This window comes from Streptomyces sp. ITFR-21, from assembly GCF_031844685.1.
In the GTDB taxonomy this organism is placed as follows: Bacteria; Actinomycetota; Actinomycetes; order Streptomycetales; family Streptomycetaceae; genus Actinacidiphila.
Genome location: NZ_CP134605.1, coordinates 894,417 through 919,211 on the forward strand (window position 1 = coordinate 894,417; position 24,795 = coordinate 919,211).

General features: G+C 71.8%; 20 protein-coding genes. 8 read left to right on the forward strand and 12 right to left on the reverse strand.

What is annotated here, in order from left to right; genetic code table 11:
* Positions 1-8: 8 nt before the first annotated feature.
* Entirely contained in the window at positions 9-1,259 is a 1,251-nt protein-coding gene (locus RLT57_RS04060) for an MFS transporter (protein WP_311295982.1), read from the reverse strand.
* A gap of 199 nt (positions 1,260-1,458) precedes the next feature.
* On the opposite strand from RLT57_RS04060, the gene RLT57_RS04065 reads away from it, so the two are divergent.
* On the forward strand, positions 1,459-2,469 hold the full coding sequence (locus tag RLT57_RS04065; protein ID WP_311295983.1) for a LacI family DNA-binding transcriptional regulator: 1,011 nt from the start codon (positions 1,459-1,461) through the stop codon (positions 2,467-2,469).
* A 163-nt stretch (positions 2,470-2,632) separates the two neighbouring features.
* Here the strand turns inward: RLT57_RS04065 and prcA are convergent, their stop codons facing one another.
* From prcA to arc, 5 genes are all read right to left on the reverse strand, one after another.
* Complete coding sequence (gene prcA / locus RLT57_RS04070) at positions 2,633-3,382, reverse strand: proteasome subunit alpha (protein WP_311295984.1); 750 nt, start codon at positions 3,380-3,382, stop codon at positions 2,633-2,635.
* A gap of 77 nt (positions 3,383-3,459) precedes the next feature.
* Entirely contained in the window at positions 3,460-4,305 is an 846-nt protein-coding gene (gene prcB, locus RLT57_RS04075) for a proteasome subunit beta (protein ID WP_311295985.1), read from the reverse strand.
* Positions 4,306-4,411: 106 nt separating this feature from the next.
* Entirely contained in the window at positions 4,412-4,630 is a 219-nt protein-coding gene (locus RLT57_RS04080; RefSeq protein WP_311295986.1) for a ubiquitin-like protein Pup, read from the reverse strand.
* Between the two features lie 132 nt (positions 4,631-4,762).
* Positions 4,763-6,274: a depupylase/deamidase Dop gene (gene dop, locus RLT57_RS04085; protein WP_311295987.1), complete on the reverse strand. Its 1,512-nt coding sequence runs from the start codon at positions 6,272-6,274 to the stop codon at positions 4,763-4,765.
* Positions 6,275-6,367: 93 nt separating this feature from the next.
* Positions 6,368-8,134 (reverse strand): proteasome ATPase, encoded by a 1,767-nt coding sequence (arc, locus tag RLT57_RS04090; protein ID WP_311295988.1) that lies wholly within the window; start codon positions 8,132-8,134, stop codon positions 6,368-6,370.
* A 241-nt stretch (positions 8,135-8,375) separates the two neighbouring features.
* On the opposite strand from arc, the gene RLT57_RS04095 reads away from it, so the two are divergent.
* On the forward strand, positions 8,376-8,666 hold the full coding sequence (locus RLT57_RS04095) for a ferredoxin (RefSeq protein WP_311295989.1): 291 nt from the start codon (positions 8,376-8,378) through the stop codon (positions 8,664-8,666).
* Positions 8,667-8,709: 43 nt separating this feature from the next.
* Here the strand turns inward: RLT57_RS04095 and RLT57_RS04100 are convergent, their stop codons facing one another.
* The 3 genes from RLT57_RS04100 to RLT57_RS04110 all read right to left on the reverse strand — a co-directional run bounded on the left by RLT57_RS04100 (position 8,710) and on the right by RLT57_RS04110 (position 11,911).
* Positions 8,710-9,291, reverse strand: a complete 582-nt coding sequence (locus tag RLT57_RS04100) for a hypothetical protein (RefSeq protein WP_311295990.1) — start codon at positions 9,289-9,291, stop codon at positions 8,710-8,712.
* 190 nt (positions 9,292-9,481) lie between these two features.
* Positions 9,482-10,393 (reverse strand): tRNA (adenine-N1)-methyltransferase, encoded by a 912-nt coding sequence (locus RLT57_RS04105; RefSeq protein ID WP_311295991.1) that lies wholly within the window; start codon positions 10,391-10,393, stop codon positions 9,482-9,484.
* Between the two features lie 273 nt (positions 10,394-10,666).
* A complete protein-coding gene (locus RLT57_RS04110) occupies positions 10,667-11,911 on the reverse strand; it encodes a site-2 protease family protein (RefSeq protein WP_399127995.1) in 1,245 nt (414 codons plus the stop codon).
* Between the two features lie 109 nt (positions 11,912-12,020).
* Between RLT57_RS04110 and RLT57_RS04115 the strand changes: the two genes are divergently transcribed.
* Positions 12,021-12,944: a RecB family exonuclease gene (locus tag RLT57_RS04115; RefSeq protein ID WP_311295993.1), complete on the forward strand. Its 924-nt coding sequence runs from the start codon at positions 12,021-12,023 to the stop codon at positions 12,942-12,944.
* Between the two features lie 13 nt (positions 12,945-12,957).
* On the forward strand, positions 12,958-13,629 hold the full coding sequence (locus RLT57_RS04120; RefSeq protein WP_311295994.1) for a response regulator transcription factor: 672 nt from the start codon (positions 12,958-12,960) through the stop codon (positions 13,627-13,629).
* A 53-nt stretch (positions 13,630-13,682) separates the two neighbouring features.
* Here RLT57_RS04120 and RLT57_RS04125 read toward each other — a convergent pair whose 3' ends face one another.
* The 3 genes from RLT57_RS04125 to metH all read right to left on the reverse strand — a co-directional run bounded on the left by RLT57_RS04125 (position 13,683) and on the right by metH (position 20,091).
* Positions 13,683-15,281 (reverse strand): ABC transporter substrate-binding protein, encoded by a 1,599-nt coding sequence (locus RLT57_RS04125; RefSeq protein WP_311295995.1) that lies wholly within the window; start codon positions 15,279-15,281, stop codon positions 13,683-13,685.
* Between the two features lie 288 nt (positions 15,282-15,569).
* A complete protein-coding gene (locus RLT57_RS04130) occupies positions 15,570-16,271 on the reverse strand; it encodes an HAD family hydrolase (protein WP_311295996.1) in 702 nt (233 codons plus the stop codon).
* A gap of 262 nt (positions 16,272-16,533) precedes the next feature.
* Positions 16,534-20,091, reverse strand: coding sequence for a methionine synthase (gene metH / locus RLT57_RS04135; RefSeq protein ID WP_311295997.1), 3,558 nt, complete (start codon positions 20,089-20,091; stop codon positions 16,534-16,536).
* Between the two features lie 244 nt (positions 20,092-20,335).
* On the opposite strand from metH, the gene RLT57_RS04140 reads away from it, so the two are divergent.
* From RLT57_RS04140 to RLT57_RS04155, 4 genes are all read left to right on the forward strand, one after another.
* Positions 20,336-21,100: an IclR family transcriptional regulator gene (locus RLT57_RS04140; RefSeq protein WP_311295998.1), complete on the forward strand. Its 765-nt coding sequence runs from the start codon at positions 20,336-20,338 to the stop codon at positions 21,098-21,100.
* A 165-nt stretch (positions 21,101-21,265) separates the two neighbouring features.
* On the forward strand, positions 21,266-22,153 hold the full coding sequence (locus RLT57_RS04145; protein WP_311295999.1) for an MIP/aquaporin family protein: 888 nt from the start codon (positions 21,266-21,268) through the stop codon (positions 22,151-22,153).
* Positions 22,154-22,207: 54 nt separating this feature from the next.
* A complete protein-coding gene (gene glpK / locus RLT57_RS04150) occupies positions 22,208-23,770 on the forward strand; it encodes a glycerol kinase GlpK (RefSeq protein ID WP_311296000.1) in 1,563 nt (520 codons plus the stop codon).
* A gap of 337 nt (positions 23,771-24,107) precedes the next feature.
* Positions 24,108-24,779 carry a FadR/GntR family transcriptional regulator gene (locus RLT57_RS04155; RefSeq protein WP_311296001.1) on the forward strand — a complete coding sequence of 224 codons (672 nt, stop codon included), beginning with the start codon at positions 24,108-24,110 and terminating at the stop codon, positions 24,777-24,779.
* The last annotated feature ends 16 nt before the right edge of the window (positions 24,780-24,795 follow it).

Consider the following 24,795-nt stretch of genomic DNA (forward strand, 5'->3'; position numbering starts at 1 on the left):
TCTGAACATTACGCCTGATGCGTGGTGCTGAAACGGGGTTCGACCCCACCGTTTCGATCTTTTTCCGGCCGGGTTTCGAGGTTTGGAACGGTCAGGATTCGCCCGGTGAGCAGCAGTACGAGCATGGCGGCCGCCCCGCTGACGGCGCTGACGGCGAATCCGGCGCTCGTTCCGCCATCCTGGGCGACCAGGCCCGCCAGCGCCGTACCGAGGGCCGCGCCGACGCCCATCGCGGTCACGATCCAGGAGAACGCCTCGGTGACCGTGCCCGCCGGGGCGTGCCGGTCCACGACGAGGAAGGCGCAGGCCAGCGTGGGCGCGAGGAAGAAACCGGACAGGGCGGCCAGCGGCAGCATCCAGCCGAGGCCCGGGGCCGGCAGCAGCGGGGGATAGCAGGCGGCCAGCCCCAGGGACAGCAGCCGCAGCCGCCGCTCCGGGACGCCCGTCCAGACCCGGGCGCCGTAGCCGAGGCCGCCGGCCAGCGCCCCGGCGCCGTTGGCCGCCAGGACGTACGCGGTGGCCGGGTCGCCGCCGTGCGCGTCCCCGTAGGCGACCGCGGCCAGCGACAGGGCGCCGAGCGCGACGCCGATGAAGAGGCAGGCGCCCAGCAGGACGGCCAGGCCGCGGGAGCGCAGCGCGCCCAGCCAGTGCGCCTCGCGGGCCGCCGCCCGCCAGCGCCGGGAGGGCGCGGAGGTGACCACGACCAGGGTCCCGGCGACGCCGAGCAACCCGGTGAGAACCACCGCGGCGGCCTCGGAGGCGGCGGCCACCGTGAGGGTGACCAGGAGCGGCCCGACGGTGAAGAGCACCTCCTGGGCGGCGGCGTCCAGCGCGTACGCCTTCTGCACCTGCTCCTCGTGGCGTAGCACGGCGGGCCACAGCGCCCGCAGGCCGCCCTCCAGCGGCGGGGTCGCCACCCCGGCGAGGACCACGGCCAGCACCGCGACGGGCAGCGGCCGCGGCCCGTTGACGGCCAGCAGCGCGAATCCGGCGGCCGACAGCAGCGCGGCGGCTGTCATCACCCGCGGCTGCCCCCGCCGGTCCACCGCCCGCCCCAGCAGCGGCTGCCCGATCGCCACGGCCAGCCCGTAGAGCGCGGACAGCGTCCCGGCCAGCCCGTATCCCGAGCCCTGCGAGCGCAGGAACAGCACGATGGCCAGCGCCGACATCGCGTTCGGCAGCCGCCCCAGCAGGGTCCCGGCGAGCAGCCGGGCGGCGTGCCGGGCCCGCAGCAGGTCGCCGTATCCGGTAGCCGCCATGCTTCCCCCGCCTCAGTGTTACGTATAACGTCAGGTGGTCATACGTACCATGGCGCCAGCCCGGGGTCCACCCGTACGGCGGAGGCGCCCGGCCGTGAGCAGACCGAAGCAGACCGATTCGCCCCCCGTCCATCCGCAAGCGAGCGGAACGGGCCCGGTGGGCGGGACCGGCGGAGCCGGACGGAGGGAGCGGGCAACGGTGACCGGGAGCACTCGGCCGACCTCGCGGGACGTGGCGCGGGCCGCCGGCGTGTCGCAGGCGACGGTGTCGCTGGTGCTGGGCGGCAAGTGGCCGGGCCGGGTGTCGGAGCGTACCGCGGCCGCGGTACGGGAGGCGGCCGGCGAACTGGGCTACCGGCCGAACCTGGCGGCGCGCAACCTGCGGCTCGGCCGGACCAGGACCGCGCTTCTGGTGGTGCCGGCGCTCACCAACGAGTACTTCGCCCGGATCTACACCGGGGCCGCCCGGGTGGCGGCCGAACACGGCTTCGGCGTGGTGCTCTACCCCTCCCCCGAGGGCGTGGGGCCGGCCCGGGACCCGTTCGGCTCGGCGCGGGCGGCGATCGACGGGGTGATCGCCTCCTCGATGGCCGCCGACGCGCTCGCCGGCATCGGCGACGGGCTGCCGCTGGTGATGCTCGACAGCGACCCGGACGCGCCCGGCGGCGCCCCGACGGTGAACCTGGCCGTCGCCGACGGCATCCGCCAGGTCGCCCGGCATCTGCTGGCGCTCGGCCACCGGCGGTTCGTCCACCTGGCCGGGGAGGTGGACGCCTGGACCTTCCGGGTCCGCGCGTCGGCCGTCGCGGCCGAACTGGACCGGGTGCCCGGAGCCGTACTGCTGCACACCGAGCGCTCGGCGCTGGAGGTGGCCGCCGCCCGGGACGCGGTGCTGCGCGCCCTGGCCCGGCCCGGTCCGCGCCCCACCGCGCTGCTGTGCGACGACGACATCCTGGCGGCCGGCGCCTGCAAGGCGCTGCGGGGCCTGGGGCTGGCCGTCCCGGGCGAGCTGTCGGTCTCCGGCTTCGACGACCTCTCGCTGGCCACCGCGATGGATCCCGAGCTGACGACGGTACGGCTGCCGGCGGAGGAGGTCGGCGCGGCCGGGATGACCGCGCTGCTGGCCCTGCTGGGCGGGGTCCCGGCGCCGGGCGGCGAGCTGCCGGTCCGCCTGGTGCCGCGGGCCTCCACCGGTCCGGCCCCCCGCTGAGCCGCCCGGGGCCCCTCCCGGCGCCGGAGCCGCCCGCTCCCCCCTCCCTGGCGCCGGTCCCTCCCGGCGGGCGGCGAGCGGGAAGGAGCGAGGGGGGAGAACGGGCGGTGCCCCGGCAACCGCTGCCGGGGCACCGTACGCCTGGGAGGTCGGGCCCGGGGGCCTACTGCTCCTCTTCGTCCGAGGGGTCGTCGGTCTTGGCGGTGGCCGCGCTCTCCGTCTCCAGCAGCCGGGAGAGCTGGCGGCCCAGGATGCGCTTGAACTTCCGCTGCTGCGGCCGGGTGCGGTCCAGCACCGCGACCTCCAGCTGCTCGGCGGTGAGCTGCCGGTCGCCGCCGTTGGTGTCGCGGCTGAGGGACTCCACCGCCAGCGCCAGCGCCTCCGCGAGGGTCATCCCGTCCCGGTGCCGCTGGTCGAGGTAGCTGCCGATCTGGTCGGAGTTGCCGCCGACCGCGACCGCACCGTGCTCGTCCACGATCGAGCCGTCGTGCGGCAGCCGGTAGATCTGGTCGTCCTCGGGGGCCGAACCGACCTCCGCGACGATCAGCTCCACCTCGTAGGGCTTCTCGCCGACACTGGAGAAGATGGTGCCCAGCGTCTGGGCGTAGACGTTGGCCAGCCCGCGGGCCGTCACGTCCTCGCGGTCGTAGGTGTAGCCGCGCAGGTCGGCGTAGCGGACGCCGCCGATCCGCAGGTTCTCGAACTCGTTGTACTTGCCGACCGCCGCGAAGGCGATCCGGTCGTAGATCTCGCTGACCTTGTGCAGCGCGCGGGACGGGTTCTCGGCGACGAACACGATGCCGTCGGTGTACTGCAGCACAACCACGCTGCGGCCGCGCGCGATCCCCTTGCGGGCGTACTCGGCGCGGTCCGCCATGGCCTGCTGTGGCGAGACGTAAAAGGGCGTGGACACCGGCTAACCGTGCCTTTCTGCTGTCAGCGCTGTGGTCGAGAGGGGGGACTGATGGCTCCGGGTCGGCTGACCGGAGGTCACAGCACCTGTGCCTGGGGTCCGTCGGGGCGCTCCAGGCGTCCGTCGACCACCGACTGGGCGATCGCGGCGACCTCGCTGTCGGCGAGCCGCCGGAACCCCTCCTCGGTGATGACCGTGATGATCGGGAAGATCCGCCGGGTCAGGTCGGGACCGCCGGTGGCCGAGTCGTCGTCCGCCGCGTCGTACAGCGCCTGGATGACCGCGGTGGCCAGCTGGCTCTCGGTGAGGTCGCTGCGGTAGAGCTTCTTGAGGGCGCCGCGGGCGAAGACCGACCCGGAGCCGGTGGCGGAGAAGCCGTGCTCCTCGCTGCGGCCGCCGGTCACGTCGTACGAGAAGATGCGGCCCTTCCCGCGCTCGGTGTCGTATCCGGCGAAGAGCGGGACGACGGCCAGGCCCTGCAGGGCCATGCCGAGGTTGCCGCGGATCATGGTGGACAGGCGGTTCGCCTTGCCCTCCAGGGAGAGCGTCGCCCCTTCGATCTTCTCGTAGTGCTCCAGTTCCAGCTGGAAGAGCTTCACCATCTCCACGGCCAGGCCCGCGGTGCCGGCGATGCCGACCGCGGAGTACTCGTCGGCCGGGAAGACCTTCTCGATGTCGCGCTGAGCGATCACGTTGCCCATCGTGGCGCGGCGGTCACCGGCGAGGATGACGCCCCCGCTGAAGGTGGCGGCCACGATCGTGGTGCCGTGCGGCAGCTCGATGGCGCCCTTGACCGCCGGCAGCGGACGGCCGCCGGGCAGCAGCTCGGGCGAGTGGTCGCCCAGGAAGTCGAGGAACGAGGACGAGCCGGGCGTCAGGAAGGCGGCCGGCAGTCGCCCGGGCTTGCGAGTGTTGGCTTCCACACGATTCCTTCCACACGATCATGAAGTCGGTACAGACCCTACCCGCGGCCCGGAAATCCATCCGCCCCGCGGGCCATTGCCGCGGGGCGGATCGGAGGGTGAGCGGCTACTCGCCGCCCTTCTGGACGAAGGAGCGCACGAAGTCCTCGGCGTTCTCCTCCAGGACGTCGTCGATCTCGTCCAGGACGGAGTCCACGTCGTCCGAGAGTTTCTCCTGGCGTTCCTTGAGGTCGTCGGCCGCTTGGGAGTCCTGCTGGACCTCCTCGGCCTCCTCCGTGGAACGCGTCGCCTTCTGCTGTCCGCCGTCGGTGTCCTTGGTGGCCATGTCCCTCACCCCGCTCGGTTGCGTGCCTACAAGATCAGACCCTACAAGCAGGGTCCGACTTCGGCTCCGGATTACGAGAACGTCCGAGTGCCACCGGGTTGTTTCCCGGTTCCGGACCGTTTCAGCCCCCGTTCAGCCGCCGGACAGGATCCGTACCAGGTCCTCGGCGGTACGGCAGCGGTCCAGCAGCTCCTTGACGTGGTTGCGGGTACCCCGCAGCGGCTCCAGGGTGGGCACCCGCTGGAGGGAGTCGCGGCCGGGCAGGTCGAAGATCACCGAGTCCCAGGAGGCCGCGGCCACGTCGTCGGCGTACTGCTCCAGGCAGCGGCCCCGGAAGTAGGCCCTGGTGTCCTCCGGGGGCTTCGTGACGGCCCGCAGGACGTCCTTCTCGTCCAGCAGCCGCTGGATGCGGCCACGGGCCACCAGGCGGTTGTACAGGCCCTTGTCGGGCCGTACGTCCGCGTACTGGAGGTCCACCAGGTGCAGCCGGGCGGCGTCCCAGCCGAGGCCGTCCCGGCGGCGGTAGCCCTCCAGCAGCTCCTTCTTGGCCACCCAGTCCAGCTCGCCGGCCAGGCTCATCGGGTCGTTCTCCAGCCGGTTGAGCACGTCCTCCCAGCGGCCGAGCACGTCCAGGGTCTGCTCGTCCGCGTCGGCGCCGTAGCGCTCCTCGACGTACTTGCGGGACAGCTCGTAGTACTCCATCTGGAGCTGGACCGCGGTGAGCTTGCGGCCGTTGCGCAGCGTGACGAGGCGGCGCAGACCGGGGTCGTGGGAGACCTCGTGCAGGGTGCGGACCGGCTGGTCCACGGCGAGGTCCACCTTGATGAAGGAGTCCTCGATCATGGACAGCACCAGCGCGGTGGTGCCGAGCTTGAGGTAGGTGGAGATCTCCGAGAGGTTGGCGTCGCCGATGATGACGTGCAGCCGGCGGTACTTCTCGGCGTCGGAGTGCGGCTCGTCGCGGGTGTTGATGATGGGGCGCTTGAGGGTGGTCTCCAGGCCGACCTCGACCTCGAAGTAGTCGGCGCGCTGGCTGAGCTGGAAGCCGTCCTCGTGGCCGTCCTGGCCGATGCCGACCCGGCCGGCGCCGGTGACGACCTGTCGGGAGACGAAGAACGGCGTCAGGTGGCGCACGATGTCCGCGAACGGTGTCTCCCGGCGCATCAGGTAGTTCTCGTGCGTGCCGTAGGAGGCGCCCTTGTTGTCGGTGTTGTTCTTGTAGAGGTGGATCGGCTGGGCGCTGGGCAGCTGCGAGGCGCGCAGCGCCGCCTCGGCCATGATCCGCTCGCCGGCCTTGTCCCACAGCACGGCGTCGCGCGGGTTGGTGATCTCCGGCGAGGAGTACTCGGGGTGGGCGTGGTCGACGTAGAGCCGGGCGCCGTTGGTGAGGATCACGTTGGCCAGGCCGATGTCCTCGTCGGTGAGCTGGGTGGAGTCCGCCGCCTCCCGGGCGAGATCGAAGCCGCGGGCGTCCCGCAGCGGGTTCTCCTCCTCGAAGTCCCAGCGGGCGCGGCGCGCCCGGTGCATCGCCGCCGCGTAGGCGTTGACGATCTGGGACGAGGTGAGCATGGCATTGGCGTTGGGGTGGCCGGGCACGGAGATCCCGTACTCGGTCTCGATGCCCATTACTCGCCGTACGGTCATGCGGCCCTCCTTGCCCGGCTCCGGCCCGTGCGGGCCGGGAAACACACCGGCTGCGGGTACCCGCTGTCGGGACCCGCAGCCGGAGGGTAGTGCTTACAGATACTGTCCGGTGTTCGCCACCGTGTCGATGGAGCGTCCGGTGTCCGCCCCCTGCTTTCCGGTCACCAGGGTGCGGATGAACACGATCCGCTCGCCCTTCTTACCGGAGATCCGCGCCCAGTCGTCGGGGTTGGTGGTGTTGGGCAGGTCCTCGTTCTCCTTGAACTCGTCCACGCAGGCGGCGAGCAGGTGGGAGACCCGAAGGCCGCGCTGGTTGTGGTCCAGGAAGTCCTTGATCGCCATCTTCTTGGCCCGGTCCACGATGTTCTGGATCATCGCTCCGGAGTTGAAGTCCTTGAAGTACAGGACCTCCTTGTCACCGTTGGCGTAGGTGACCTCCAGGAAGCGGTTCTCCTCGCTCTCGGAGTACATCCGTTCCACCACGGACTGGATCATGCCGTCGACCGTTCCGGCCGGCGACCCGCCGTGTTCGGACAGATCTTCACTGTGCAGCGGGAGCGTGTCGACCAGGTACTTGGAGAAGATGTCCTTGGCCGCCTCGGCGTCGGGCCGCTCGATCTTGATCTTCACGTCCAGGCGGCCGGGCCGCAGGATCGCGGGGTCGATCATGTCCTCGCGGTTGGAGGCGCCGATCACGATGACGTTCTCCAGGCCCTCCACACCGTCGATCTCGGCGAGCAGCTGGGGGACGATGGTGTTCTCCACGTCCGAGCTGACACCGGAACCGCGGGTGCGGAAGAGCGACTCCATCTCATCGAAGAAGACGATGACGGGAGTGCCCTCGGACGCCTTCTCCCGGGCACGCTGGAAGACCAGGCGGATCTGCCGCTCGGTCTCGCCGACGTACTTGTTGAGCAGTTCGGGACCCTTGATGTTGAGGAAGTAGCTCTTGCCCTGCGGACGTCCGGTCACCTCGGCGACCTTCTTGGCCAGCGAGTTGGCCACCGCCTTGGCGATCAGCGTCTTGCCGCAGCCGGGCGGGCCGTAGAGCAGTACGCCCTTGGGCGGGCGCAGCGAGTACTCCTTGAACAGCTCGGCGTGCAGGTAGGGCAGCTCCACGGCGTCGCGGATCTGCTCGATCTGGTTGCCGAGCCCGCCGATCTGGCGGTAGTCGATGTCGGGGACCTCTTCGAGGACGAGCTCCTCGACCTCGCTCTTGGGCACGCGCTCGTACACGTATCCGGAGCGGGGTTCGAGCAGCAGCGCGTCGCCGGTCCGCAGGGCACCGTCGAGCAGCGGTTCGGCGAGCCGGACCACCCGCTCCTCGTCGGTGTGCCCGATGACCAGGGCGCGCTCGCCGTCCTCCAGGATCTCCTTGAGGGTGACGATGTCGCCGACACGCTCGAACAGCATGGCCTCGACCACGTTGAGCGCCTCGTTGAGCATCAGCTCCTGGCCGCGCCGGAGCTCCTTCAGATCCACCGACGGGCTGACGTTCACCCGGAGCTTGCGCCCACCGGTGAAGATGTCGGCCGTGCCGTCTTCGTTGGCCTGCAGGAAAACGCCGAAGCCGGCAGGCGGCTGCGCGAGCCGGTCGACTTCCTCCTTGAGGGCCACGATCTGCTCGCGGGCCCCGCGGAGTGTGTTCGCCAGCCGTTCGTTCTGCGCGGACACGCCCGCCAGATTGGTCTGCAGCTCGACGACTCTCTCCTCGAGAATCCTCGAATGCCGCGGAGAGTCCGCGAGCTTGCGTCGCAGGACGGCGATCTCCTGCTCAAGAAAGGCGACCTGGCTCGTGGAGTCTTCTGAACCACGAGCGGGTCGGCCGCCACGGTTGATGTCGTCGTCGTGGGCCGCCACGGTCCTCACCTCCTCCAAGGGGAGCTGGACGTTTCCAGACCCTACCTGGACCGGTAGGGGTTGAAACCCCTAGATCACAAAGACGATCGCGGTGTGTCCGATCTTCACCCTTGCGTACGTCCCTCCGCCACTGAGATACCCGCCGATCACGATCCGAAAGCCAGCGGTTGTATCGTCGTTCCCCTCAACCGCCTTCGACGGTGGTCTCTTCCCGAACGAGCAAGGGCAGGCGAGGGTTTCCGTGAGCGACGAGACGGCCGAGGCGCTCGAGGTCTGGATCGATCAGGACCTGTGCACGGGTGACGGGATCTGCGTGCAGTATGCACCCGAGGTCTTCGAGCTGGACATCGACGGGCTCGCCTACGTCAAGGGGGCCGACGACGAGCTGCGCCAGACCCCCGGGGCCACCGTCCCCGTACCGCTGACGCTGCTGCGGGATGTCGCCGAGTCGGCCAGGGACTGCCCCGGGGACTGCATCCACGTGCGGCGGGCCGCGGACCGGGTCGAGGTCTACGGTCCCGACGCGGACTGACCCCCGGCCGGACCCGACCGGCCGGGCGGCACCCCCGGGGGCCTCAGACGCTGTTGGCGGCGGGTCCCGGCAGTGCCACGTAGCGGTCGCCGCGCCACTCCCAGGCGTAGGTGCGCCGCAGGTCGGGGCAGCAGCGCGGGGTGTCGTCGCCGGAGAAGCCCAGGACGGTCGCCCGGACGGTACGGCCTTCCAGCCGGAAGTCGCTGACCTGCCGGTCGTCCCGCGGCCTGACCAGGGTCACCACGATCCTCGGCGCGCCGCCGGAGGGCGCCGCGCCGAGCACGAAGACGCCGCTGGGCGGGGTGCCCACGTCGGCGTGGCAGCGGACCACCACGACGGTCTCGGGGCGCCCGTCGCCGTCCAGGTCCCCGCTGACCGCGGAGACCACGTCGGTACGGACCCCGGGAGGGCAGTCCAGCGGGTACGTGACGGCCGCGGGGTCGGGGGCGGCGACCGGACCGGTCGGAGGCCGGTCCCGGGCGGCCTGGGCGCCGCTCTGGGAGGCGTCCGCCGGCTCCACCAGGGCCACCGCCCCGACCAGCACGCCCACCGCGGCGGCGGTGGCGATCCAGTGCACGGTACGGCTGCGGGTGTGCGGAAGGGCCGGGCCTGCGGACGGCTGCACGCGCCTGTCTCCTGGGGTCGAACGGCGGGGGTGGCCAGCATCGTGCCACAGAGCACACGGGGGTGGGACGCCGGGGGCGGTTGTCACGTGTGGGACATGGCCGCAAGGTACAAGAAGGCCGCCGCCGGTGTCCGGTACGGACACATCGGCGGCGGCGCGGTGAAGTTGGCCGAAATCATGAGGCCGCGGTTCAGTCCTCGGCCGCGGAACCGCCGCTTCCGCTTCCGGGTCCCGCGTAGTCCTCGCCGTAGGCGCCCTTGGCGGGCCGGCGGCGGCGCAGCGGCGGCTCCACCCCGTCGGCGAGGCGGCGGGCGGTGAGCAGGAAGCCGGTGTGGCCGATCATCCGGTGATCGGGCCGGACCGCCAGCCCCTCCACGTGCCAGGTGCGGACCATGGTCTCCCAGGCGGCCGGCTCGTTGAAGCTGCCGAACTCACGGATCGCCTCGACGGTGCGGGCCAGCTGGGTGGTGGTGGCCACGTAGGCGCACAGGATGCCGCCGGGCACCAGTGCCTTGGCGACCACCTCCAGGCACTCCCAGGGCGCGAGCATGTCCAGGATCACCCGGTCGACCTCGGTGTCCGAGAGGTTGTCCTGAAGGTCGCCCACGGTGAGCTGCCAAGCCGGGTGCGGGCCGCCGAAGTAGCGCTCGACGTTCTGGGAGGCGATCTCGGCGAAGTCCGCCCGACGCTCGTAGCTGTGCAGCATGCCGTGGTCGCCGATCGCCCGCAGCAGGAAACTGCTCAGCGAGCCCGACCCGACCCCGGCCTCGACGACGCGGGCGCCGGCGAAGATGTCGGCCATGGCCAGGATCTGCCCCGCGTCCTTGGGGTAGACCACGGCGGCGCCGCGGGGCATGGACAGGACGTAGTCGGGGAGCAGCGGGCGCAGCGCGAGATAGGCGACGTTTCCCGTGGTTCTGACCACACTGCCCTCGGGCGCACCGATCAGCTCGTCGTGCGGGAAAGCGCCCTTGTGGGTGTGGAACTGCTTTCCGGCTTCGAGCGTGAAGGTGTAGTGGCGTCCCTTGGGATCGGTGAGCTGGACCTGGTCCCCGACTCTGAAGGGCCCGCGACGGCGGGCGGCACCGGTCGGTTCGGACATGCGCTTCATCTTAGGGGCTCCCCCGCGCCTCCCCTTACCGCCGCCCGAGCCCCCCACCACCGAGCGGCCCGCAGGGCCGCCCCGCCCCGACCACACCGGAACCGGCCCGGGTCCCCCCGCCCACCGGCGAGTGAGCCGAAGGGACGCGCCGCTGCCGAAAGGGAGAACGCGCGCAGGCCCTGAGGAACGAAGGGCCGAGCACGATCGACTGTCGACAGTGGCTGAAGCGACCCGGAGGCGAACCGAGCCGCAAAAAAAGTAGGGCCCAAGGCCTCAGCCCCGGGACATCGCCGCCAGGAACGCGCGCTCCACGTCGGCGGTGGACAGGACGCCGTAGATCTCACCGGTGGGCTCGATGACCAGGTACTCGGTGGCGGGGTTGGCGCGCAGCCGGTCGAGGAGCTCCTCGCCGGACAGCTCGGCGGAGACCCGCATACCGGGGGTGAGGTCCTGGGCGAGGCCCCGGACGGCGACCCAGGGGCGGCGGTGCTCGGGGACGGAGACGATCGCGGACTCGCGGACCAGCGCCGTCGGGTCGCCGCGGCCGTCCACCACGACCAGCGCGCGGGCGCCCGCGTCGTTGGCGCGGCGCAGCGCCTCGGAGAGCGGGGTGTCGGAGGCGACCGGCACGGCGCGCCGGGTCAGGGTGCGGGCCCGCAGCGCGGGGAGCCGTTCGCGCAGCCGGGCCATCCGCAAGCTGTTGCCGGCCCCGGTCCAGATGATGGCCGCCAGCACCGCGGCCAGCAGCGCGTCGGTGAGCGAGTCCGCGTTGTCCGCGGCGCCGCTGCCGTTGACGCCGCCCGCGTACGACAGCAGCGGCAGCCCGATCAGCACCGCGAGCGCGAGGCCGCGGCCGGCCCAGGCGGCGGCGACCGTACCGGTCATCGGCCGGCCGCTGATCTTCCACACCACGGCCCGCAGCATCCGGCCGCCGTCCAGCGGCAGCCCCGGCAGGAAGTTGAAGACGGCGACGATCAGGTTGCTCGCCATCAGGCCGGCCAGCAGCACGCCCGGCACCGTGCCGCGCTCGACCAGCTGCATCCCGCCGAAGAACGCGGCGGCCAGTACCAGGGACAGCAGCGGTCCGACGAAGGCCAGCACGAACTCCCGGCCCGGGGTGTCGGACTCCTTCTCGATCTCCGAGACGCCGCCGAAGAACTGGAGCTGGATCCGGCGCACCGGCAGTTTGAAGCGCAGCGCGGCCACCGTGTGGGCGAGTTCGTGGACCAGCACCGAGGCGTAGAAGGCGACCGCGAAGAACAGCGAGACGAGGTAGCGGAGCCGGCCGAGCTCCGGCAGTACGGCGTCGAGCTGTCCGCCGAACACCCATGTGATCAGCGCGGCGACCAGGAACCAGCTGGGGGCGACGTAGATCGGGACCCCGAAGAACCGTCCCATGAGCAGCCCGCCACCCGGGTTGGGCCTGCGGGAGCCGCCGTCGCCGTCCTCACCGGGGGTGCGGGTGCTCTGGGACGGCGGCCGACCGGTCTCGCTCACTGGTTCCCCTCGTGCTGACAAAAACCCTCGTACCGATCATGGGGGACAAGGGGCTCCGCGGCCATGGTATTGCTCTGTTGCGCCGGACACGCACCGGCACTGTCGGTGGCAGGCCGTAAGGTCGTCTGCCATGGGGACCCCTGCCGAGCTGCCGTCGATTCCACCGCCGCGCGCGTCCGCCGCGCGCCGCGCCACGCCGTCCGCGCCCGTCTCGCTGTCGCCCTCGCGCGCCGCGGACTTCATGCGCTGCCCGCTGCTGTACCGGCTGCGGGTGATCGACCGGCTGCCGGAGAAGCCCAGTGAGGCCGCGACCCGCGGAACCGTGGTGCACGCCGTGCTGGAGCGGCTGTTCGACGCACCGGCCGCCGAGCGGACCGCGGACCGGGCGCGGTCGATGGTGGCCGGCGAGTGGGAGCGGCTGCGGGCGGCCCGGCCGGAGCTGGCGGAGCTGTTCACCGCGGCGGAGGGCGCGGCGGACCCGGCGGCGCTGACGGCCTGGCTGGAGAGCGCCGAGCGGCTGGTGGAGCGGTGGTTCGCGTTGGAGGACCCGACCCGGCTGGAGCCCGCCGAGCGCGAGCTGTACGTGGAGACGGTGCTGGAGTCCGGGCTGAGGCTGCGCGGCTACGTGGACCGGCTGGACGTCGCGCCGGCCACCGGCGACCTCAGGGTGGTGGACTACAAGACCGGCAAGGCGCCCCGCCCGGAGTACGCGGAGGAGCCGCTGTTCCAGATGAAGTTCTACGCGCTGGTGCTGTGGCGGCTGCGCGGGGTGGTGCCGCGCCGGCTCCAGCTGGTCTATCTGGGCAGCGGGGACGTGCTGACGTACGACCCGACCGAGCGGGACCTGCTGTCCACCGAGCGCAAGCTGCTGGCGCTGTGGGAGGCGATCGGCGCGGCGACCCGCAGCGGCGAGTGGCGCCCGCGGCGCGGCCCGCTGTGCGGCTGGTGCGACCACCGGGCGGTCTGTCCCGAATTCGGCGGGACTCCCCCGCCGTACCCGCTGGCGGACATCGCCGGGGCACCGCCGGCCGTGGGCGAGAATGGCCCGGTCTAGCGAAGGAGTACCCGTGGCGATCCGCGTCCTGCTGGTGGACGATCAGCCTCTGCTGCGCACCGGTTTCCGGATGATCCTGGAGGCCGAGCCGGACCTGGCCGTGATCGGTGAGGCCGGCGACGGCCGGCAGGCACTGGACCAGGTGCGGGCGCTCCGGCCCGACGTGGTGCTGATGGACATCCGGATGCCCCGGATGGACGGGGTGGAGGCCACCCGGCAGATCACCGGCCCGGACCGCTCGGGGCCGGCGAGGGTGCTGGTGCTGACCACCTTCGACCTCGACGAGTACGTGGTGGAGGCGCTGCGGGCGGGGGCCAGCGGCTTCCTGCTGAAGGACGCGCCGGCCGCGGAGCTGGTGCAGGCGATCCGGGTGGTCGCCGCGGGTGAGGCGATGCTGGCGCCGAGCATCACCCGGCGGCTGCTGGACAAGTACGCGGGGCGGCTGCCGTCGGGCGAGGAGTCGCTGCCGCAGCCGCTGCACGCCCTCACCGAGCGGGAGGTGGAGGTGCTCAGGCTGGTGGCCCGCGGCCTGTCCAACGCGGAGATCGCCGCCGAGCTGTTCGTCAGCGAGACGACCGTCAAGACGCACGTGGGCCATGTGCTGACCAAGCTGGCGCTGCGGGACCGGGTGCAGGCGGCGGTGTACGCCTACGAGAGCGGACTGGTGCGCCCCGGGATCGGTTGAGGGCCCCGGGGCGCGGACAACCGCGGATGCCGCGGGCGGCGCGGACGCCGGCGTCAGCCGGAGACGCCTCGGCCCAGCTCCCAGAACTGCGTGGCGGTCGTGGCGTTCAGCGCCCACTCCACACCGGTGATGTCACTGCGCGAGGCGATGTACTGCTTGCCCTGCCACAGCGGCAGCATCGGCACGTCCTGGGCGATCATGTCCTGCGCCTGCCCGAAGGCGGAGCTGGCCGTGCTGCGCTCGGACTGGCGCCGGGTGTCCGGCAGGATCTGGTCCTGGATGGTGGTGTTCTTGTACGCCAGGTTGAGGAAGTTGTCCTTGTCGAAGAACGGCGCGATGTAGTTGTCCGGGTCCGGGAAGTCCGGCAGCCAGCTCACCGCGAAGATCTCGTACTTACGCTGTGAGGCGGCCTTCAGGAAGGCGCTCCACTCCTCGCTCTGCGTCGTGACGTCGAACAGGCCGCTGGCGTTCAGCTGCTTGGCGATCGCCTGGGCCTCCGGCTTGTTGACCGTACCGCCGGTGTCCTGGCGGTAGTTGATGGTCAGCGACACCTTGTCCTCGACGCCCGCGTCCTTGAGGGTCTTCTTCGCCTTGCTCACGCTGGGGTTGTGGTAGCGGTTGAAGAAGGAGTTGGTGTGGCTGGTGATGCCCTGCGGCACCACGGAGTACAGCGGGTCGGCGGTCCGCTTGTAGATCTCCCGGGTGATCGCCTGCCGGTCGATGATCTCGGCGATGGCCTGCCGTACGGCCCTGTCCTTCAGGTCGGGCGAGGCGGTGTTCAGGAACAGATAGCGGGTCTCGCCGCCGGGTGCCTCGGTGAGCTTGAGGTTCGGGTCGGTGCTGTTCTGCAGCTCGGTGATCTGGTCCGGCGCCATGGTGCGGCTCATCACGTCGATGGTGCCGCCCTTGAGCGCGGCCTCCATCTTGCCGGAGTCGTTGAACAGCTTCAGCTCGATCTTGTCGTTGCTGATCTTGTCCAGGCCCTGGTAGTGCGGGTTCCGGCTGAACTCGGCCTGCTTGCCCTGGACGAAGGAGTCGAGCACGTAGGGTCCGGAGCCGACCAGCTTGAAGCCGTCCAGCGGCTTGGCCGGGTCGTAGACGCTGCTGTCGACGATCGCCGCGGCCGGGGTGGCGAGCTTGGCCGGGAAGGTGGCGTCCGGCGCCTTGAGGTGGAAGACCACCGTCTTGTCGTCGGGGGCGTTGACCGACTTGACGTCGGCTATCAGCGTGGCCGGGCCGGTGGGCCAGTTGATCTTCTGCATCCGGTCGACGGAGAACTTCACGTCGTCGGCGGTGAGGTTGTGGCCGTTGGAGAACTTCAGGCCGTCACGCATCGTGCACTGGTAGGTCAGCCCGGAGGTGTCCGTGTAGTGGCACTCCTTGGCCGCGTCCGGGGTGGGCGTAGTGCTGCCGCGGGTGTAGCCGAGCAGTTCCTGGAAGGTGTTGTTGAAGACGTTCCAGGTCGCGTTGTCGTACGAGGTTGCCGGGTCGAGCGGTGCCGGGTTGTCCTTGGTCAGCACGATACTGTCGGTGGTGCCGATGACGATGGGATCGCCACTGCCGCCGCTTCCCCCGCCGGAGCCGCCGCAACCGGTGATCACCGGTGTCATGGCGCCCAGCAGGGCGGGCAGCACCAGAAGCTTGCGGTTCATCGTCGTCGTTCTCCTCTTGTGACTGCGCATCTGCTGCCTGCGTGCTCGCGTCGCGCAGGCTCCGCCCAGGCCGAACAGGCCGCCCGTGCGCCGGGATTCCGGGCAGTCGGGGAGCCCGGGACGACCTTACGCGTTCGACCGGCGGCCTCTCACCGCGTGCCGCGCCGCGGGAATTCCAGCACATCCCGCGCGCGTGCTGGGGCGACGATACCGAGATTGGAAGTGATCAGTACCAACGGGATGCCAAAGTTCACCGACCCGAGTCCCGGAGCGTCCCGCGGCGCACGCTCAGTGAATGCGCGTGCGCAGGGAGCGCAGAAAAGGGACGCTGAGCTCCTCCAGCGAGGAGACGACGGTCCGGCCGGGCGCGGGGTCGATCGGCACCAGCGACGGCACCGCGACCACCATGCAGCCGGCCGCCTCGGCGGAGGCCACCCCGGTCAAAGTGTCCTCGACGACCACGCAGTCCGCGGGGTGCGCGCCGAGCCGGGCGGCAGCCGTCAGGTACGGCTCGGGGTGCGGCTTGGTACGGGTCACCTCGTCGCCGGCCACGGTGAGGTCGAAGTGCTCCGAGCCGAGCGAGCGCAGCATGGCGTCGATGGTGCGGCGGTGTGAGGCGGAGACCAGGGCGGTGGGCACGCCGTGCGCGGACAGTTCGGTCAGCAGCCGGTGGGCGCCCGGCATCAGCGGCGCGCCGTGCTCGATGAGCCGCTCGAACCGGCTGTTGATGGCCACGGTCAGCTCGGCGAGGGTGGCGGTGGTGCCGGTCACGGACATCAGGTGGCCGACGCTGCGGGCCATCGGGCCGCCCACCACCACGTCGCGGTGCACTTCGTCCAGCACATGGCCGAGGTCCGCGAAGACCTCGGTCTCCGCCGCCCACCAGATGCCCTCGGTGTCGACCAGGGTGCCGTCCAAGTCCAGCAGCACGGCGTGCGGGCCGGGACCTTGCGCCGTACGGGTGTCGGCGACGGAGATGCTGCTGGTCATAGGCCCCACTCCTCGGTTCTGGGGGGACACAGAGGCCGGTCGCCAGGGCCTTGCGGGGCAAGGTGGCGACCGGCCTCTGCCGGACCGTCAAGCATACGTGGCTCGGCTTCGTCCCGCCGGTCGAGCGGGTAACGGCCGCGGAACACCGCGCCAACGGGCGGTGGGACCGCCCCCGAAAGGCCGGGCGCCCGGGGGCCCGGGTCGGCGCTGAGCGCCCGCCGGGTGCGCGCCGGCGCTCCGGCGGGGCGGGTCAGCGGGCGGGTCAGCGGGCGTTGAAGTACGTGGCCTCCGGGTGGTGGATCACGATGGCGTCGGTGGACTGCTCCGGGTGCAGCTGGAACTCCTCCGACAGCTTCACGCCGATCCGCTCCGGTTCCAGCAGCTCGGCGATCTTGGCCCGGTCCTCCAGGTCGGGGCAGGCGCCGTAGCCGAGCGAGAAGCGGGCGCCCCGGTACTTCAGGGCGAACATGTCCTCGACGTCGCCCGGGTCCTCGCCGCCGAAGCCCAGCTCGGCCCGGACCCGGGCGTGCCAGTACTCGGCGAGCGCCTCGGCGAGCTGCACGGACAGGCCGTGCAGCTCCAGGTAGTCGCGGTAGGAGTCGGCGGCGAAGAGCTCGTTGGCGGCCTCTGAGACCCGGTTGCCGACGGTGACCACCTGGAAGCCGACCACGTCGGTCTCACCGGACTCCTCGGGCCGGAAGTAGTCGGCCAGGCACAGCCGGCGGCCCCGGCGCTGCCGGGGGAAGGTGAAACGGGTGCGCTCGGTGCCGTCCTCGTGCAGCACGACCAGGTCGTCGCCCTTGGACACGCAGGGGAAGTAGCCGTAGGTGACGGCGGCCTCCAACAGGCCCTCGGACTGGAACCGGGTGAGCAGCCCGCGCAGCCGGGGGCGGCCCTCGGACTCCACCAGTTCCTCGTAGGTGGGCCCGCTCGCGCGGGACTGCTTGAGCCCCCACTGGCCCTTGAAGAGCGCGCCCTCGTCCAGCCAGGAGGCGTAGTCGGCGAGCTGGATGCCCTTGACCACCCGGCTGCCCCAGAACGGCGGGGTCGGCACCGGGTTGTCGGTGGCCACGTCGGAGCGGACCTGACCGAGGTTGGGGGCGCTGTCCTCCTGCGGGGTGTCCCGCCTGGCCACCCGGCGGGCCTTCAGCTCCGGCAGCGCCGCCCCGGGGACGCCGCGCTTGATCCCGATCAGGGCGTCCATCAGCCGCAGCCCCTCGAAGGCGTCGCGGGCGTAGCGGACCTCGCCGGCGTAGATCTCGTGCAGGTCCTGCTCGACGTAGGCGCGGGTGAGGGCGGCGCCGCCGAGGATCACCGGGTACCTGGCGGACAGTCCGCGCTGGTTCAGCTCCTCCAGGTTCTCCTTCATGATCACCGTGGACTTCACCAGCAGTCCGGACATGCCGATCACGTCGGCCCGGTGCTCCTGGGCGGCGTCCAGGATCGCCGAGACCGGCTGCTTGATGCCGAGGTTGACCACGTTGTAGCCGTTGTTGGACAAGATGATGTCCACCAGGTTCTTGCCGATGTCGTGCACGTCGCCGCGTACCGTGGCCAGCACGATGGTGCCCTTGCCGGCGTCCTCGCCGTCGGCGACCTTCTCCATGTGCGGCTCCAGGTAGGCCACCGCGGTCTTCATCACCTCGGCGGACTGGAGGACGAACGGCAGCTGCATCTGGCCGGAGCCGAACAGCTCGCCGACCACCTTCATGCCGGCCAGCAGGGTGTCGTTCACGATGTCCAGGGCAGGCCGCCGGGTCAGTGCCTCGTCCAGGTCGGCGCTCAGGCCGTTCTTCTCGCCGTCGATGATCCGCCGCTGGAGCCGCTCCTCCAGCGGCAGCGCGAGCAGTTCCTCGGCCCGGCCGGCCTTGAGGGACTTGCTGTCCACCCCGTCGAACAGCTCCATCAGCCGCTGCAGCGGGTCGTACCCCTCCCGCCGCCGGTCGTGGATCAGGTCGTACGCGGCCTGGCGCTGCTCCTCCGGGATGCGGGCGATCGGCAGGATCTTGGCGGCGTGCACGATGGCCGAGTCCAGGCCGGCCTTGACGCACTCGTCGAGGAAGACCGAGTTGAGTGCGGTGCGGGCGGCCGGGTTGAGGCCGAAGGAGATGTTGGACAGGCCGAGGGTGGTCTGCACCTCGGGGTGGCGGCGCTTGAGTTCGCGGATCGCCTCGATGGTGGCGATGCCGTCCTTGCGGGACTCCTCCTGGCCGGTGCAGATGGTGAAGGTCAGGCAGTCGATGAGGATGTCGGACTCGTGGATGCCCCAGTTGCCCGTGAGGTCGGCGATCAGCCGCTCGGCGATGGCGACCTTCTTGTCGACGGTACGGGCCTGGCCCTCCTCGTCGATGGTCAGCGCGATCAGGGCGGCGCCGTGCTCGGCGGCGAGCGCGGTGACCTTGGCGAAGCGGGAGTCGGGGCCGTCGCCGTCCTCGTAGTTGACGGAGTTGAGCACCGCCCGGCCGCCGAGCTTCTCCAGGCCGGCCCGCAGCACGTCGACCTCGGTGGAGTCCAGCACGATGGGCAGGGTGGAGGCGGTGGCGAACCGGCCGGCGATCTCGGCCATGTCGGCGACGCCGTCCCGGCCGACGTAGTCCACGCACAGGTCCAGCAGGTGGGCGCCCTCGCGGATCTGGTCGCGGGCCATCTCCACGCAGTCCTCCCAGCGGCCCTCCAGCATCGCCTCGCGGAACTTCCTGGAGCCGTTGGCGTTGGTGCGCTCGCCGATCGCGAGGTAGGAGGTGTCCTGGCGGAACGGGACGGTCTGGTAGAGGGAGGCGGCGCCCGGCTCGGGGCGGGGGTCGCGCGGCGTGAGGTCCTGGCCGCCGACCCGCTCGACCAGCTGCCGCAGGTGCTCGGGGGTGGTGCCGCAGCAGCCGCCGACCAGCGCCAGTCCGTACTCGCGGGCGAACGCCTCGTGGGCGTCGGCGAGCTCGACCGGGGAGAGCGGGTAATGGGCGCCGTCCTTGGTGAGCACCGGCAGGCCCGCGTTGGGCATGCAGGTCAGCGGGATCCGGGAGTGCCGGGTCAGATAGCGCAGGTGCTCGCTCATCTCGGACGGGCCGGTGGAGCAGTTCAGTCCGATCATGTCGATGCCCAGCGGCTCCAGCGCGGTGAGCGCGGCGCCGATCTCGGAGCCGAGCAGCATGGTGCCGGTGGTCTCGACGGCGACCGAGCAGATCAGCGGGAGGTCCACCCCGGCCGCCGCCATCGCCCGGCGGGAGCCGATCAGGGCCGCCTTGACCTGGAGCAGGTCCTGCATGGTCTCCACCACCAGGGCGTCGGCGCCGCCGGCGATCAGCCCGGCGGCGTTGGCCTGGTACCCGTCGCGGAGGGTGGTGTAGGAGATGTGGCCGAGGGTGGGCAGCTTGGTGCCGGGGCCGATCGAGCCGAGCACCCAGCGCGGGCGGCCGTCGGCGGCGAAATCGTCGGCGACCTCGCGGGCGAGCCGGGCGCCGGCCTCGGACAGCTCGTGGATCCGGTCGGCGATGTCGTACTCGCTCATCGCGCTCTGGTTGGCGCCGAAGGTGTTGGTCTCCACGCAGTCCACGCCGACCGCGAAGTACGCCTCGTGGACCGATCGGACGATGTCGGGGCGGGTGATGTTGAGGATCTCGTTGCAGCCTTCGAGCTGTTGGAAGTCGTCCAGGGTGGGTTCCTGGGCCTGGAGCATGGTGCCCATGGCACCGTCGGCGACCACGACCCGGGAGGCGAGGGCCTTCCGCAGGGCGGCGGCCCGGCCGGCCTGCGCCGGCCGGGGGCCGGCGGCGCGGCCGGGGCTCGGGGCGGGCTGCTGGGAAAAAGGGGACGGCGAGGCCATGGTTGCTCCCTGGGATGCGACGGCTGTCGGCTATGCGCCACCCGTCGCGTCGGCGGGTCGCGCACCGGGCCAGCGTAGCCGCCGCGGAGCGCGGGCCTCGAAGCCATTTCGCAGGGCGGACGGGTGGTACGAAAACCGGCTCTGCGATGATGATGGTCGACAATGTCGACCAGGACCGGCTGCGTGCTCCCCCCGGCCGTCGCCGTCCCGTCCGTGTCGCCGTCCCGTCCTTGGAGTGCTCGCGATGCCAGGTCCCATCCAGTCGCTGGAACGAGCGGCGGCCATCCTGCGGCTGCTGGCGGGCGGCGAGCGCCGGCTGGGCCTGTCCGACGTGGCCTCCTCACTGGGCCTGGCCAAGGGCACCACGCACGGCATCCTGCGCACCCTCCAGCAGGAGGGCTTCGTGGAGCAGGAGCCGGGCTCGGGCAAGTACCAGCTGGGCGCGGAGCTGCTGCGGCTCGGCAACAGCTATCTGGACGTGCACGAGCTGCGGGCCAGGGCGCTGGTGTGGACCGACGACCTGGCGAGGTCCAGCGGTGAGGCCGCGTACCTGGGCGTGCTGCACCAGCGGGGGGTGCTGGTCGTGCACCACGTCTTCCGGCCCGACGACAGCCGCCAGGTGCTCGAGGTGGGGGCCATGCAGCCGCTGCACAGCACCGCGCTCGGCAAGGTGCTGTCGGCCTTCGACCCGGTGGCGCACCGTGAGGCCGCCGAGGGGCCGCGGCCGGCGCTGACCGCCCGTACGGTCACCGACCCGGCGGATTTCGAGGCGGTGCTGGAGCTGACCCGGGCGCGCGGCTGGGGCGCGGACCTGGAGGAGACCTGGGAGGGCGTGGCGTCGGTGGCCGCGCCCGTCCACGACCGGCGGCGGTTGCCGGTGGGCGCGGTCGGCGTCACCGGGGCCGTGGAGCGGATCTGCGACGCCGCGGGGATCAGGGCCGGGCTGGTGGCGGCGGTACGGGACTGCGCGCGCGCCGTCGCTCGCGACCTGGGCGCCGGGCGCTTCTGAGGGCGCGCACGCCGGGGCGGGCGGATCCGGCGGAGTTCCGGGCCGCACCCCCCTTGACCTGCTCACCTCCGAGGACGAAACTCTCGGTCAGCGGTCGACATTGTCGAACAGCGGACGAGAGCCGATGTCGCCGCCGCCCCCCTGGACGAAGACAAGGGAGTCGCAGTGTCCAACGGCCACATCGTGATCGGCGAACTCTTCGGAACCGCCGTCCTGATCCTGCTCGGCGGCGGCGTCTGCGCCGCCGTGACACTCAAGCGGTCGAAGGCCGTCGGCGCGGGCTGGATCGCCATCTCCTTCGGCTGGGGTTTCGCCGTGCTGGCCGGGGCGTACATCGCCAACGGCTACTCCGGCGGCCAGCTGAACCCGGCGGTGACCCTCGGGGTGGCGATCAAGACCGGTGCGTGGGGCACCGTGCCCTACTACCTGATAGGGCAGTTCGCGGGGGCGATGATCGGCGCCCTGCTGGTCTGGGCGGCCTACCTCGGCCAGTTCCAGGCACACCTGACCGACCCGGAGGTGCTCGCGCAGGCGGCGGGCGGCGCCCCGGCCGGCCCGGGGACCGCGGCCTCGTCGGCGGCCTCACCGGTCGCCGAGGCCGACCCGGCCGGCGCCGCCACCGGCGCGGCCGGCCCCGCCACCGGCGCGGCCGGCGCCGCGAGCGGCACCACCCGGCCCGGCGGCCCGGTACTGGGGGTCTTCTCCACCGGCCCGGAGATCCGCGACCCGGTGCAGAACCTGCTCACCGAGATCATCGGCACCACCGTCCTGGTGCTGTTCGTCCTCACCCAGGGCATGACCCAGGGGCTCGCGCTCAACGGCCTCGGCATCCTGCTGACCGCGCTGGCCGTGGTCGGCATCGGCCTGTCGCTCGGCGGCCCGACCGGTTACGCGATCAACCCGGCGCGCGACCTCGGCCCGCGGATCGTGCACGCCCTGCTGCCGCTGCCCAACAAGGGCCGCTCCGACTGGGGCTACGCGTGGATCCCGGTGGTCGGCCCGCTGGTCGGCGCCGCCGTCGCCGGCGGGCTGGACCGGCTGGCGTTCACGTAGGCACGCGTACGCAGCCGGTCCCGATCCGCCAGACGCACCCGAGGAGCGAACCCCGTGACCGACCCCGCAGCAGCGACCGCCGGCTCGCACGGCAGCGGCCCGTTCATCGCCGCCATCGACCAGGGCACCACCTCCAGCCGCTGCATCGTCTTCGACCGGGACGGCCGGATCGTGGCCGTCGACCAGAAGGAGCACGCACAGATCTTCCCCCGGCCGGGCTGGGTGGAGCACGACGCCGCCGAGATCTGGGCCAACGTCCGGCAGGTGGTGGCCGGCGCCATCCGCAACGCCGCCCGGGACGTCACCGGCTTCACCCCCGCCGACGTGAAGGCGATCGGCATCACCAACCAGCGCGAGACGACGCTGCTGTGGGACCGGCACACCGGTGAGCCGGTGCACAACGCGCTGGTCTGGCAGGACACCCGCACCGACGCGCTCTGCCGGGAGCTGGGCCGCGACGCCGGCCAGGACCGCTTCCGCGCCGCGACCGGACTGCCGCTCGCCTCGTACTTCGCCGGGCCGAAGATCCGCTGGCTGCTGGACAACGTCGAGGGCCTGCGCGAGCGCGCCGAGGCCGGCGACATCCTCTTCGGCACCATGGACTCCTGGGTGATCTGGAACCTCACCGGCGGAGTGGCCGGCGGCGTGCACGTCACCGACGTCACCAACGCCTCGCGGACCCTGCTGATGAACCTGCACACCCTGGACTGGGACGAGGGGATCCTCGCCGCCGTCGGCGTACCCGCCGCGGTATTGCCGCGGATCCGCTCCTCCTGCGAGGTGTACGGCACCACGGGCGTCGGCGGGCTCCCAGACGTGCCGGTGGCCTCCGCACTCGGCGACCAGCAGGCCGCGCTGTTCGGCCAGACCTGCTTCTCCGAGGGCGAGGCCAAGTCCACCTACGGCACCGGCACCTTCCTGCTGATGAACACCGGCGGCACCCCCGTGAACAGCCGCAACGGCCTGATCACCACGGTCGGCTACCGGATCGGCGAGGACGCCCCGGTCTACGCGCTGGAGGGATCCATCGCCGTCACGGGTTCGCTGGTACAGTGGATGCGGGACCAGATGGGACTGATCAGCACGGCCGCCGAGATCGAGACGCTGGCCTCGTCGGTGGCCGACAACGGCGGCGCGTACTTCGTACCGGCCTTCTCCGGCCTGTTCGCGCCCTACTGGCGCGACGACGCCCGCGGGGTGATCGCCGGCCTGACCCGCTACGTCACCAAGGCGCACATCGCCAGGGCGGTCCTGGAGGCGACCGCCTGGCAGACCCGGGAGATCTCCGACGCCATGACCAAGGACTCCGGGGTCGAGCTGGCCTCGCTCAAGGTCGACGGCGGCATGACCTCCAACAACCTGCTGATGCAGACCCTCGCCGACTTTTTGGGCGCGCCCGTGGTGCGCCCGATGGTCGCCGAGACCACGTGCCTGGGGGCGGCCTACGCGGCCGGTCTGGCGGTCGGCTTCTGGCCGGACACCGACGCGCTGCGGGCGAACTGGAAGCGGGCGGCGGAGTGGACGCCCCGGATGGACCCGGCCGACCGCGACCGCGAGTACCGCCACTGGCTCAAGGCCGTTCAGCGGACCCTGGACTGGATCGAGGAGGGGCGCTGACGAACCCGCGGCCGGCCCCGCCCGGTCCGGGCCCCGCCAAACGCGCCCCGCCCGGAGCGCCGTGAGCGTCCCGGTGAAGGAGCCGTGCACCAGGGCGGCGCCGGGCGCCCTTCGTCGGCGCGGCGGATCTCCCGCACCCGGTCGATCAGTCGGTGCTGGGTCACGCGCCCGGTACGGGGCGCGGCGCCGGCGGTCGAACCGGGTTCCGGGGACTGGTGGGCGGCACCCGGTATCTGGCCCATAATGAACCCAAGACATCGGATGTCTGGCGGTGCCTCGGGACCCGGGTTCCCCGGGTTCGGCAGGCCGCGGAGACCTGAACACGGGGAGGGCGCTGATGGCGGTCACCGACGAGGCCATCGAGAAGATCAAGGAGATGATCGTCTCCGGTGCGCTCCGGCCCGGCGACCGGCTGCCCAAGGAGAGCGAGCTGGCGGCCGAGCTGGGCCTGTCGCGCAACTCGCTGCGGGAGGCGGTCCGCGCGCTGTCGCTGATCCGCATCCTCGACGTGCGCCAGGGCGACGGCACCTACGTCACCAGCCTCGATCCGCAGCTGCTGCTGGAGGCGCTGAGCTTCGTGGTGGACTTCCACCGGGACGACACGGTGCTGGAGTTCCTGGCGGTGCGCCGCATCCTGGAGCCGGCCGCGACCGCGATGGCGGCGCTGCGCATCCCGCAGGACGACCTGGACGTGCTGGAGGGCAAGCTGGACGCGCTCGGCCCGGAGCCGTCGGTGGAGGAACTGGTCGCCTCCGACCTGGAGTTCCACCGCGGCATCGTGCAGAGTTCCGGCAACTCGGTGCTGTGCTCGCTGCTCGACGGCCTGTCCGGGCCGACCACCAGGGCCCGGGTGTGGCGCGGCCTCACCCAGGAGGACGCGGTCAGCCGCACCCTGCACGAGCACCGGGCGATCCTGGCGGCGCTGCGCGACCGCGACGCGGAGGCGGCCCGGTCCTGGGCCACGGTGCACGTGGCGAGCGTCGAGCAGTGGCTGCGCTCCACGCTGTGACGCGCCGGGCCGCCGC

What these genes read in the sequence shown, in the direction of transcription:
- RLT57_RS04060 (WP_311295982.1), bottom strand. Translation starts at nt 1,259, where the DNA reads ATGGCGGCTACCGGATACGGCGACCTGCTGCGGGCCCGGCACGCCGCC.
- RLT57_RS04080 (WP_311295986.1), bottom strand. Translation starts at nt 4,630, where the DNA reads ATGGCCACCAAGGACACCGACGGCGGACAGCAGAAGGCGACGCGTTCC.
- dop (WP_311295987.1), bottom strand. Translation starts at nt 6,274, where the DNA reads ATGACCGTACGGCGAGTAATGGGCATCGAGACCGAGTACGGGATCTCC.
- RLT57_RS04105 (WP_311295991.1), bottom strand. Translation starts at nt 10,393, where the DNA reads ATGTCCGAACCGACCGGTGCCGCCCGCCGTCGCGGGCCCTTCAGAGTC.
- RLT57_RS04115 (WP_311295993.1), top strand. Translation starts at nt 12,021, where the DNA reads ATGGGGACCCCTGCCGAGCTGCCGTCGATTCCACCGCCGCGCGCGTCC.
- RLT57_RS04125 (WP_311295995.1), bottom strand. Translation starts at nt 15,281, where the DNA reads ATGAACCGCAAGCTTCTGGTGCTGCCCGCCCTGCTGGGCGCCATGACA.
- RLT57_RS04130 (WP_311295996.1), bottom strand. Translation starts at nt 16,271, where the DNA reads ATGACCAGCAGCATCTCCGTCGCCGACACCCGTACGGCGCAAGGTCCC.
- metH (WP_311295997.1), bottom strand. Translation starts at nt 20,091, where the DNA reads ATGGCCTCGCCGTCCCCTTTTTCCCAGCAGCCCGCCCCGAGCCCCGGC.
- RLT57_RS04140 (WP_311295998.1), top strand. Translation starts at nt 20,336, where the DNA reads ATGCCAGGTCCCATCCAGTCGCTGGAACGAGCGGCGGCCATCCTGCGG.
- RLT57_RS04155 (WP_311296001.1), top strand. Translation starts at nt 24,108, where the DNA reads ATGGCGGTCACCGACGAGGCCATCGAGAAGATCAAGGAGATGATCGTC.